The 11,568-nt window shown below is 54.2% G+C and carries 9 protein-coding genes and 1 tRNA gene (1 of these 10 running past the window's edge); 5 read left to right on the forward strand and 5 right to left on the reverse strand.

Features of this window, described 5'->3' with window-relative positions; translation table 11 throughout:
- The first annotated feature begins 237 nt into the window (after positions 1 to 237).
- The 5 genes from MKJ04_RS13080 (at position 238) to MKJ04_RS13100 (ending at position 8,759) form a co-directional block, all read left to right on the forward strand.
- Entirely contained in the window at positions 238 to 3,345 is a 3,108-nt protein-coding gene (locus MKJ04_RS13080; RefSeq protein WP_241642097.1) for a SusC/RagA family TonB-linked outer membrane protein, read from the forward strand.
- 32 nt (positions 3,346 to 3,377) lie between these two features.
- Entirely contained in the window at positions 3,378 to 4,862 is a 1,485-nt protein-coding gene (locus MKJ04_RS13085) for a RagB/SusD family nutrient uptake outer membrane protein (protein WP_241642098.1), read from the forward strand.
- Positions 4,863 to 5,146: 284 nt separating this feature from the next.
- Positions 5,147 to 6,310: a glycoside hydrolase family 130 protein gene (locus MKJ04_RS13090; protein ID WP_241642099.1), complete on the forward strand. Its 1,164-nt coding sequence runs from the start codon at positions 5,147 to 5,149 to the stop codon at positions 6,308 to 6,310.
- A 94-nt stretch (positions 6,311 to 6,404) separates the two neighbouring features.
- A complete protein-coding gene (locus MKJ04_RS13095) occupies positions 6,405 to 7,304 on the forward strand; it encodes an ROK family protein (RefSeq protein WP_241642100.1) in 900 nt (299 codons plus the stop codon).
- A gap of 57 nt (positions 7,305 to 7,361) precedes the next feature.
- Positions 7,362 to 8,759, forward strand: coding sequence for a sugar porter family MFS transporter (locus MKJ04_RS13100; RefSeq protein WP_262918083.1), 1,398 nt, complete (start codon positions 7,362 to 7,364; stop codon positions 8,757 to 8,759).
- A gap of 101 nt (positions 8,760 to 8,860) precedes the next feature.
- Here the strand turns inward: MKJ04_RS13100 and MKJ04_RS13105 are convergent, their stop codons facing one another.
- The 5 genes from MKJ04_RS13105 to MKJ04_RS13125 all read right to left on the reverse strand — a co-directional run.
- Complete coding sequence (locus MKJ04_RS13105; RefSeq protein WP_241642102.1) at positions 8,861 to 9,724, reverse strand: hypothetical protein; 864 nt, start codon at positions 9,722 to 9,724, stop codon at positions 8,861 to 8,863.
- Positions 9,699 to 10,700 carry a type IV toxin-antitoxin system AbiEi family antitoxin gene (locus MKJ04_RS13110; RefSeq protein WP_241642103.1) on the reverse strand — a complete coding sequence of 334 codons (1,002 nt, stop codon included), beginning with the start codon at positions 10,698 to 10,700 and terminating at the stop codon, positions 9,699 to 9,701. The genes MKJ04_RS13105 and MKJ04_RS13110 overlap by 26 nt, the downstream gene beginning before the upstream one ends.
- 186 nt (positions 10,701 to 10,886) lie before the next feature.
- On the reverse strand, positions 10,887 to 11,138 hold the full coding sequence (locus MKJ04_RS13115; protein WP_241642104.1) for a GIY-YIG nuclease family protein: 252 nt from the start codon (positions 11,136 to 11,138) through the stop codon (positions 10,887 to 10,889).
- A gap of 89 nt (positions 11,139 to 11,227) precedes the next feature.
- A complete protein-coding gene (locus MKJ04_RS13120) occupies positions 11,228 to 11,479 on the reverse strand; it encodes a GIY-YIG nuclease family protein (protein WP_241642105.1) in 252 nt (83 codons plus the stop codon).
- Between the two features lie 37 nt (positions 11,480 to 11,516).
- Positions 11,517 to 11,568: transfer RNA gene (locus MKJ04_RS13125), tRNA-Ala, on the reverse strand; it runs 122 nt beyond the window's last position.

Genomic DNA, 11,568 nt, shown 5'->3' on the forward strand with positions numbered 1-11,568 from the left:
TATGCTAAACCGGTTTTTCTTATGTCTTCGGACATTATGCTGTGTAATGGGTAGTTTGTGTGCAGCATCCGTTTAAAAGAGTCACCCAGGGGTATAACCGTCGCTGTTGTATAAAGTGATTAATCACACAGTTGTAAATGCGCTTGTTCGCGCCGCGCCAAAAGCAACGTGCCGGAACGGACGAAAAAGGGAAGAGCGAAATTTTGAAAGTAATCTATACACTATAATACCTGTTATATGAAAAACTCTAAACATACGTGGCGGCAAAAGGGCTGTCTTCTTGCCTTGCTGATGGCTATGAGCGGAAGCGGCTACAGTGCGGCGCTTCCAGCGGAGAAAAACGCTTTCATAAAACCCGTTGCCTGGACGGTGTCCGGAAAGGTGGTTGCGAAGAACGGGGAACCCCTGCCAGGGGTAACGGTGCTGGAGAAAGGCACCGCCAACGGTACGGCCACCGCCGCCGACGGCTCCTTCTCGTTGAGCGTGGCTGAAACGCCGGGCACGCTGGTGTTCTCCTATATCGGGTATGCCAACCAGCAGGTGCCCTATAGCGGCCCGGGAGCATATAACGTAACGCTGCTGGAAGACGCCAGGGCATTGCAGGAACTGGTAGTGGTCGGGTACTCGGCCCAGAAAGAGGCCACCATCACCGGCGCAGTGGCCCCGGTAAACATGAAAGACGTGGAAACCCGCCGCGTGCCCTCGGTTTCGCAGGCGCTGCAGGGGCAGGTGGCAGGTGTGCAGGTGACGCAAAGCACCGGTGCGCCGGGCGACGAGATCAACATCCGCATCCGGGGTACGGGCACGATCGGGAACAACGACCCGCTTTTTGTGATTGACGGCGTGCCTTCGCGCGAGCTGTCTTTCCTGAACCCCAACGACATCGCCTCGATGACAGTGCTGAAGGATGCCGCGGCAGCCTCTATGTATGGCTCACGGGCAGCGGGCGGCGTGGTCGTGATCACGACCAAAAGCGGCATCAAAGGCAAATCCAGCATCGATGTAAATTACTTTAACGGGGTGCAGATGGCAACCAACCTGCCCGACATGCTGAACGCCACCCAGTATATGAACAAAGTGGAGGAGGCCTGGAACAACGCCGGCTATTCGGGCACCAATCCTTACACAGCCGACAAAGGCCGCGCCGACTTCGCCGATACCGACTGGCTGGACGAGTTGTTTGAGGTAGGCCGCACGCAGAACATACAGCTGTCCGCAAACGGCGGAACCGACAAGATTCAGTATTTCCTGTCGTCTAACTACTACTCCCAGGACGGTATCGTGGTATATGGCAACGACAAGTTTCAGCGCTACAACGTGCGGGCAAACGTGACCGCGGACCTGACCAACCGACTGAAAGTGGGAACGAACATCCAGCTGTCGTATACCTCCCAGGACAAGCTTTCGTCGAAGGGCGACGCGCCGGGAATCATCCGGCACGCCATGCTGCGCCCGCCGATCCTGTCGGTGTTTAAAGACCCGAGTGATCCGACGTATACACCGCGGAACCCCTTCACGGACCTGCCGTTCTACAACAGCCCGGACGACCATCAGGCCAACAAGTACGAGTATACCTCCAACCCGATTGCCCTGGCGTTCTATACCGACGACAAGCGGAAGCAGTTCAAGACCTTCGGCAACATGTTCGGGGAGTATGCCCTGCTGCAAGACAAGGCGCTGAAGTTCCGGACGAATCTGGGCGTGGACCTGAATTTCTTCCACAACAAAGCCTTCGGCGAGAACTTCGGGGATGACAACGGCGGCGGCTCGGACATAGACAAAGGCCAGGGCCGAAACAACCGGCCGAACTCACTGGCCGAGAGCCGTGGCGAGGTGCTGACCCTGACCTGGAACAACACCCTGAACTATACCAAGGAAATCGGTAGGCATTCCATCAACGCGCTGGTGGGTAGCGAGTATATCAAAAACCACGGCTCGACGATCAACGCGTCCAGAAGCCGGTATGATTTCACGAGCGACGCCTTCCGTTACATTGATTTCGGTAGCACGGCGCAGAACCTCTGGAACGGGGGCTCGGGCTCGGAGTGGGGCTTGTTCTCGCTCTTCGGCTCCGCAACCTACGTATACAACGACCGCTACATGGTGACCACCAACCTGCGTGCCGATGCCTCATCCCGCTTCGCGGAAAACAACCAGTGGGGTTACTTCCCGTCGGTTTCTGCCGGCTGGATGGTATCCGAGGAAAGCTTTATGGATGGCGTGGATTGGTTGTCGGACCTGAAGCTGCGCGCCAGCTGGGGCCAGTTGGGTAACCAGGAGATCGACAACTATGCCTACCTGACCTTGCTGCGCCGTGATGCCGACCGCTACCTGGTGTCGCGCTACGGCAACCCGGACCTGAAGTGGGAAACCACCACGCAGGCCAACGTGGGTATAGACCTGGGCTTGTTCAACAACAAGCTCTATGTATCCGCTGACTACTTCGATAAGCTGACTTCTGACATCCTGCTGCCGATCTCGCTGCCTGCTTTGGTGGGTGAGGTGTCCCCGACGATTGTGAACGCGGGTGAGGTAAGCAACAAAGGCTTTGAGCTGGGTATAAACTTCCGCGACAGCGACCACGCCTTTAAGTACAGCGTGAACGCCAACATGGCCACCGTGGTAAACGAAGTGCAGAAGCTGCACCCGAACCTGCCCAACATCGCCGGATCGGTGACGAAGACGCAGGTAGGCCAGCCCCTGAACGCCTACTACGGCTACGTGATGGACGGCATCTACCAGAACAACGAGGAGATCCTGACGCACCTGTACGGCACCACCAACCCTTCGGCCCTGCCGGGCGATATCCGCTTCGCGGACCTCGACGGCAACGGCATCATCAACGACAAGGACAGAGACTTCATCGGCAACCCGAACCCGAAGCTGAGCTACGGCCTGAACCTGCACGGCGAGTACAAAGGGTTTGACCTGTCGGTATTCTTCCAGGGCGTTGAAGGCGTAGACCGCTACAACGACAGCAAGAAGATCGTCGATTACGATACGCGGCCGTTTAACTATACCACCCGCGTGCTGGACAGCTGGAACGGGGAGGGCTCGAGCAACACCATTCCGCGTGTGAGTTTCTCCGACAACGGCAGCAGCCGCGTGTCGAGCATCTACGTGGAAGACGCCTCATACCTGCGCTTCAAGAACCTGGAGCTGGGCTATACCCTCAAGAACAAGTTCAACATCGGGATGGAGAGCCTGCGTTTTTATGTATCGGCGCAGAACCTGTTCACGATCACGGACTATACCGGCCTGGACCCTGAATCCGTTGACCTGATCGACTTTGGCACTTACCCGCAGTCTCGGTCGTTACTGATGGGCATCAACGCCAAGTTTTAACTGAGAAAGCATCCTAATTAAACTGTACCTATATGAACCGAATATATAAAATGCTGGCAGTGGCGGCCGTTGTGTCGCTCACCGGCTGCGAGGACCACCTCGACCAGGCCCCGATCGGATTGCTGACGCCGGAGCAGGTAAATACCGACCCGACGCTCGCAAGCGTGATTTCGTCGGTAAACTCTTCGTACCAGCCCCTTTCCAGCACCCTGAACATCCTGGGGAATTGGGACTGGAACGGCGGCAAGGTGCTGCGCAACGACTTTATCCTGCAGGACATCGCCTCGGGCGACATGCAAAAGAAGTGGAACCCGGACGGTGACCAGGCCTGGATGGACCAGGTGGGCAACTTCAACTTCACGGCCGCCAACGGTGCCTTCAACGGTATCTGGAGCTACGACTACGAGGGAATCTCCCGCGCCAACTATGCCATCAGCTACCTTGAGGACGAGGCGGTGATCCAGAAAATCAACATCGACACCCAACTGAAGAACAGGCTGCTGGGCGAGGCGTACTTTCTGCGCTCGTTCTACTACTTCGACCTGGTGGTGAACTTCGGCGACGTGCCGCTGCTGCTGAAGCCGCTGGAGAGCTTTGGCGAGGCCTACAGCGTAGCCACCCGCGTGGAGAAAGAGAAGGTATGGGAGCAGATCAGAGCGGACCTGGACAAAGCCAAAACCCTGTTGCCTGACAGCAGGTATGCCAGCGCCTCGGAGCCGTGGAGAGCCTCGAAGGGTGCGGCGCTTGCCATGCAGGCCAAAGTTGCCCTGTATAGCCAGAACTGGCAGAAAGTAGTGGACACCGTGACGGAAATGGAAGGGCTGGGCTACTACTCCCTCAATCAAAACTATTTCGACAGCTTCAGCACGGCAAAGGAGTTTAACGAGCAGGAGGTTATCTTTGCCTTCAACCACGAGGAAGGCCAGACCCCGCGCACGGGCAACGGATTGGCCGCCCTGATGGGCTGGGGATTTGTGGCCCCTACTCAGGATTTTGTGAATGAGTTTGAGCCAAACGATCCGCGCCTTGGCCTAACCGTGAACGTGGCTGACCAAGCGGTGTATAAACTGCTCGGCGCAACAGACACTGGCAACAAAGGCAACGACGACTCGGCTGGCAACAAGGTGTTTATTCGTTGGGCAGACGTGCTGCTCTGGAAAGCCGAAGCCCTGAACGAGCTGGGCCAGCAGCAGGCTGCAGTCGAGATTATCAACAGCGTGAGAGCGCGCGCCAGAACCAGCGCCACCGCCGACGGCAGTATGGCCCCGGCCGGCACGTTGCCTGACCGCGCCACCACAGCAGATAAGGAGCAGGTGAAGCAGTGGATCATGCACGAAAGAAGGGTAGAGCTTGGCTTTGAGTCGCAGCGCTTCAACGACCTGAGAAGATGGAACGTGGCCGACGAGGTGCTGACCGGTATGGGCAAGAACTTCCAGGCTAACAACTATCTGTACCCGATCCCGCAGGGCGAGATCGACAAATCGGGTGGCCAGATTATGCAAAACGCAGGTTATTAAAGAACTAAGAGCTAGTGTGCTGCTGCCTTCCTATAGTAGTGAAGCAGCAGCACACTTCAGCTAAACTTCTTTAACTTAGAAGGATTAAGATAGGCAGAAAAGTCCCCCTTTGAAGGGGGTAGGGGGATGAAAATCAGTTAGAAGTGCTAGACGCCTTTAGCTACTAAAAATAGCTTTAAAGTATAATGTTTCAAACGATCGCTCTCAATAACGTAATCATCCCCCTGCCCCCTTCAAAGGGGGACAAATTTACCATCCGTAACTATTAAAATAGGATACCGACCATGATCAGAACCAATAAAATTATACTAGGCCTCGCGCTACTGGGCTTAGCCGGAACGGCGGCGGCGCAGCAGACACCTCAGAAGGAAGCGCCCTCCAAGTACAAGGAATGGATGCTGGGCCCTTTTGAAAGGCCGAATGAGATCAACCCGATTATCACGCCCAAAGAGAAGTCTACTTTTAAGGACCCGATGAGCGGCAAAAAGGTGAACTGGGAAGCGATGGCGACCTTTAACCCCGCCTCGGTGGTGCGCGACGGGAAAATCCATGTGCTGTACCGCGCCGAGGACAAGCTGGGCGACATGATGATCGGTGGCCATACCTCCCGCCTGGGCATGGCGACATCTGAGGACGGCAAAACCTACAAGCGCGGCGACAGTCCGGTGCTATACCCCGACAACGACAGCCAGAAGCAGTATGAGTGGCCCGGCGGCGTGGAAGACCCGCGCCTCGTGGAGAAGGAGGACGGCTCCTACGTGCTGACCTATACCCAGTGGAACAAGGACATCCCGCGCTTGGCTGTGGCGACCTCCAAAGACCTGAAAACCTGGGAAAAGCACGGCCCGGCCTTCGCGAAAGCGCATGACGGCAAGTTCCGTGACCTCGACTCGAAGTCTGGAGCGATCCTGACGCGCAAGGAGGGCGACAAACTGATTCCGACCAAGATCAACGGCAAGTACTGGATGTATTTCGGTGTGCCCCATATCTGGATGGCCACGTCGGATGACCTGGTGAACTGGGATCCGGTGTTGGATGACCGCGGTGAGATCGTGAAAGTGCTTAGCCCAAGAGTGGGTTATTTCGATGCGTGGCTGGTGGAGGCGGGGCCTCCTGCGCTGGTAACGGACAAAGGCATTGTGGTGCTGTACAACGCCGGAAACAGCAAAGCCCTGGGCGACACTACCCTGGCCGACCGGATTTATACCGGTGGGCAGGCCTTGTTCGACCTCAAAAACCCCATGAAGCTTTTGTCGCGCTCTGATGAGCCGTTTATCAAGCCGGAAATGCCTTACGAGAAAACAGGCCAGTATGTGGACGGCACCACCTTTATGGAAGGCCTGACTTACTTCAAAGGCAAGTGGTACCTGTACTACGGCACCGCCGACTCCAGAGTGGCCGTAACCGTTTGGGATCCCAACAAAACTGCCGCCAACACGAAGAAATAGGCTCAACCTGATCTTGACTTCGTTTGCTCGCCTGTCCTTCTGCTAGGGAAGGACAGGTATGGGCGAACTGCGAAAACTTACGGAAAACAATCAGATGAAACAAGAAGCGATGGACCGGACTGTGATCGGGGTCGATATAGGAGGGTCGCACATTACGGCTGCGGCCGTGGATGTGGCGGCCGGAACCATAGTTCCCGGCTCGATGGCCCGAAAGCACATCAATTCGTCTGGTTCGGCAGAGGAAATCCTGCAGGGCTGGTTGGAGGTGATAGGGGAGGTGCGCAGCAGCCTGCCGGCAGGTCCGGTGAAGGTGGGCATCGCGATGCCCGGCCCGTTTGACTACGAAAACGGCATCTCGCGCATCCGGAACATGAACAAGTATGAATCCATATATGGGCTGAACATCCGGGAGGCTTTGGCGGAGAAGCTCAACATCAGCGGCACTGCGATCAGCTTCCGGAACGATGCGGAGTCATACCTTGCCGGCGAGGCGTTGAGCGGCGCTGGCAGGGGGTATAAAAAAGTGCTGGGGATAACCCTCGGCACAGGTCTGGGCTCGGCGGTATGCGAAAAGGGCGTCACGCGCGACGTGAACCTGGGTTCGTCGCCTTTTAAGGGGGGCATTGCCGAAGACTACCTTTCCACGCGCTGGTTCCTGAAAGCCTATGCCGAACGATCCAGATCGCAGGTGAAGAACGTGAAGGAACTGGCCAAACTGATCGACACCGACCCGAACGCCAACCTGGTGATGCAGGAGTTTGTGCAGAACCTGGCGGCTTTCCTGCTGGATTTTATCAGCAAGGAAAACCCGGACGTGGTGGTGATCGGCGGCAACATCAGCAAGGCCCACAAGCTGTTTCTGCCGGATGTAAAGGCCATCCTGCACAGCAATTCAATCAAATCGGAGCTCGTAACAGCCACCCTCGGAGAAGCGGCCGCGCTGATCGGGGCCACTGGCTGCTGGCGACCGCAGCCCGAGTATCTCCCAAAATAAAATTTACATGATAAGGTATGGTGTGCGCGGTTTATACCTGGTATAAGCCTCAGGACACTGCCGTGCCCATCCAAACCAAACCACACAAACAGCATGAATGGAAAATTAATAACGGCCGTAGTGGTGTCTGCCTTGGGCGGCCTGCTTTTCGGATTCGACACGGCGGTAATTTCTGGCGCAGAGCAATCCATTAAAGCCATGTTCGGGCTGGACGGTTTCTGGCACGGGTTCACCAACGCCATTGCCCTGATCGGGACAATTTTCGGGGCCTTGATCGCCGGTAACGCCGGAGACAGGTATGGCCGCCGGAATATCCTGATTCTCGTGGCGATTTTCTTTGCGGTTTCCGCGCTAGGCTGCGCCTTCACCGATTCCTGGTATGGCTTCCTGTTCTACCGCTTCCTCGGTGGCCTGGGTATCGGTGCCTCTTCCGTTATCGGGCCGTCGTATATCTCCGAGATCGCGCCGGCCAACCTGCGCGGGCGTCTGGTGGCCATCTTCCAGTTTAACATCGTGTTTGGTATCCTGCTTTCGTTCCTGTCCAACTACCTCATCAACCAACTCATCGCGGTAGACGCGTGGCGCTGGATGCTGGGCGTGGAGGCCATACCTGCCGTGGCGTTCTTCGGCTTGCTCTTCCTGATACCGGAAAGCCCGCGTTGGCTGATCAAGATGAAGCGCGAGGCAGAGGGGTTACAAGTGTTGCGGACGATGGGCAGCAAAAACCCGGAGCAGGAAAGCAGCGAGATCATTGCCTCGCTGGCGCAGGAGCGGGGCGGAGCAAACGAGCCGCTGTTCTCCCGTAAGTTCTCGTTCCCGATTTTCCTCGCGATCATGCTGGCTACTTTCAACCAGTTCTCGGGCATCAACGCCATCATGTACTATGCCCCGCGCATTTTCGAGATGACCGGCCTCGGCACCGACACCGCCTTGCTGCAGTCTGTCGCGATTGGCGTCACCAACATGCTCTTCACGGTACTCGCCATGACGTTAATTGACAAATTCGGAAGAAAGACCCTGCTGCTGATCGGTTCGGTGGGTATGATCGTGTCGCTGGGACTGACGGCTATGGCCTTCTACCAACAGGACTTCAACGGCTACACCGTCCTGATCTACCTGATCGGCTTTATCGCCAGCTTTGCCTTCTCGCAGGGCGCTGTTATCTGGGTGTTCCTGGCGGAGATATTCCCGAACTCGGTGCGCGGCAAAGGGCAGTCGCTGGGCAGCCTCACGCACTGGGTATGGGCTGCCATCATGACCTGGACCTTTCCGGTGGTAGCAGAGTTGAGTTACGGCGGTGTGCTGGCCTTCTCCTTTTTCGGCGGGGCCATGGTGCTGCACCTCATCTTCGTCTGGAAGTACCTGCCCGAAACCAAGGGCAAAACACTCGAAGAACTGGAAGCCGTTATGGCCAGAGGGTATAAAAGAAAGCCGTTGGAGAAAGTGAGCCGCTAGACACGGCGAACTTAAAAGTCTAAAAAGCGGGCTTGCTGTGATCGGAGGATGATCATGGCAAGCCCGCTTGGTTTATGGGGTATAGCATTTCCCAGCTTGGGCTATGCTGTTGTTGTTTCTTCTATACCTTTCAGCATCTTTTGCAGCAGGATGATGTTCGCCTCGACTGTATTTTGTAAAGTACTTGCCATGATGGCTGCTATCCGGCTTGTTGCGGCACTTGCAGTATTTTCCTGTACTATCTGTAGCAGCAAGGCTTTGAGCGCATTGTCGCGGTTTGCTATGTGCCCTATTTCCCGGCCTATCGCCTGCGCTGCTATACTGATTAAGTCTTCGTCCTCGTCGCCGAACAAATCATTATGATGCTCGAAGATGTGCTCGGTAAACATCCCAAAGTAGTGCACCAGTATTTCGCTGATGTCTTGTATGTCACTTCTGCGGTTTTCTGGCCGGTCGTTCCAGGCAATAAGTTTAAGGAGCACAAGGCCGGGTATGGTGCAAAACTTAAATTTATACCTGCTTCCTAACTCTACCTCTGGCAAACCGGCTTGATACACTTCGGTAAAGCCGGATACATGCAGTGTCGTAAGGCCCGTGCCCTGCACTTTGATCCGGCCCCCTTGCTCAATTCTCCCGAATGGCATCAGATCTACTTCCTGTCCGTTTTTCCAAATCAGCACAAAGGCGTTTTCTTTGCTTGGGTGAAACCCCTCTGTATCTATTAAATAGTCTCTTAAGGCTTCATATTCGCCTTTTTTATTTATCAGCACAGCAAAGTCAATGTCTCCTGTGGTTCTTTTGGGAGGTGTATCGTGTATGCCTCGCATCCATACGTCTCTGGCTACTGCCCCGATCAGATAGAAATCGATGCCGAACTGCTCGAAGCCTCTCTCCAAAGCCGCAAGCATATCAGCCAGCTCGGGGCTTTGGCGTATCTGTTTATAGCTTATCTTGTAAAAACTCATTGTACAGTTTTTCTGCCGCCGCTATGCACCTTCTGTCTCCGGTGTTCATTAAGTCAGCGTATATCAAAAGAGGTGGTACTGTTTTTCCGTTTACCCCATCCTGTTTCCAGAACCGTTGGTATACCCGTACATTGCCTTTTGGGTCTGGTATGAGGCGGTAATTTTTGATCAGTTGGCTTCTGCTCTCTACGGTATAAAGGGTTAAGATCTCTGGCTTCAGGTAGTTTGTATAGAGGTCGGCCGCTGGTTCGCTCCCCCACCACGTTTTGGCAGGCTTTAAAGCCAGGGTTTGCCAGTTGTCGAAGTCTTCCTGCTTCAGAAACCGAAAAGTGCCTATTTCCAGACTTGGTTTCAGATCCTGCTGGTAGGCTGTCATCCACCTTTCCAGCAGTTCGCGTTTATTCTGGAGCTTTAGTTCCCTGTCGTTGAGGTGCAGCAAGAAGCCTTGTGCTTTCAACCCGTTCAGTACATTGGGTACATTTCCCAGGGCAGTGTCCGTTAACGCAGCTATTATGCGGTAGGGTAGGTTTAGGGCTTCTTCAGACTGCAGAAAATGGAAGACCACCTTCAAACCTGTTCTGGTAAAGGCCCTGTTCGTTTTCTCCTTTTCAGGCTTCAGGGGTTTGTTGTTATCCAGCCAAAAGAAAAGCTTGTCTTTGCGCAGGTATAAATTTCCATTTCCTTCCAGGTACGCAATGTCAAGCGCCCGTAGCTGCGCCTTGGCTTTTTCATCTATAACATAAGCAATAAGCAGTAAATCGTTATGCTTTTTTGCAAGGCGTTCTATATGATGTAGGTGAGGGGCCCGCACCACTTTCTTAACCGTAACAGGCAGGTGCAAAATCGCAGTGTTAAATTTTAGCGTGATCTCCCCATCGAGATCATTGCCAACTTTATCCTGCGTCCAGGTACCTTGAAAAGGCGTGTTCTTCTCCAGGTTCTCTATTGCCAGATCAACTGTTTCGTTTTCATCCATGTTCACTATGTTATCTTGTTCATTTTAAGTGAACACTCAAAAATAGTGAACATGTTATTAGTAATCAATTTTAGGAAGGTATAAAATGACGTGGCCCTTACAGTTTTTATACCGTAAGGGCTACGTCAATCAAATAAAGCATATCGGAGTCGAACCGATGACTTTCCTGAAAGCCTACGGGACGCGCTAGCTGGCTGAGCGAACCAGCAATTCGATGTATTTTCTGCTCTTCTTTTTCTTTATCTCCATTTCGCGGGTCTGGGCGGCAGAGCGGGTGTCAAAAGTCTCGGTCAGTTTAATTGCCCAGGGAGAGCCGCCTTTGGTGGATGTATTCCTGCCGGTGTTATGCTGTTCCAGCCGAACCGCTATATCCTGGCAACTTCCAACATAATAGCGGTTGAGTTTTTCTGAGAAGAGGATGTAGGTATAGAACGACATAAAACAAAAAAGGCAAAGCTAAATGCTTTGCCTTTCGTGGAGAATATCGGAGTCGAACCGATGACCTTCCCGAAAGCCTTCGGGACGCCCTAGCTGGCTGAGCGAATCAGCCATTCGATGTATTTTCTGCTCTTCTTTTTCTTTATCTCCATTTCGCGGGTCTGGGCGGCAGAGCGGGTGTCAAAAGTCTCGGTCAGTTTAATTGCCCAGGGAGAGCCGCCTTTGGTGGATTTGTTTCTACCGGTGTTATGCTGCTCCAACCGCACCGTCATATCCTGACAACTTCCGATATAATAGCGGTTGAGCTTTTCCGAGAAGAGGATATAGGTATAGAATGGCATAAAACAAAAAAGGCAAAGCTAAATGCTTTGCCTTTCGTGGAGAATATCGGAGTCGAACCGATGACCTCTTGCATGCCATGCAAGCGCTC

This window comes from Pontibacter sp. E15-1 (assembly GCF_022601975.1).
Lineage (GTDB): Bacteria > Bacteroidota > Bacteroidia > Cytophagales > Hymenobacteraceae > Pontibacter.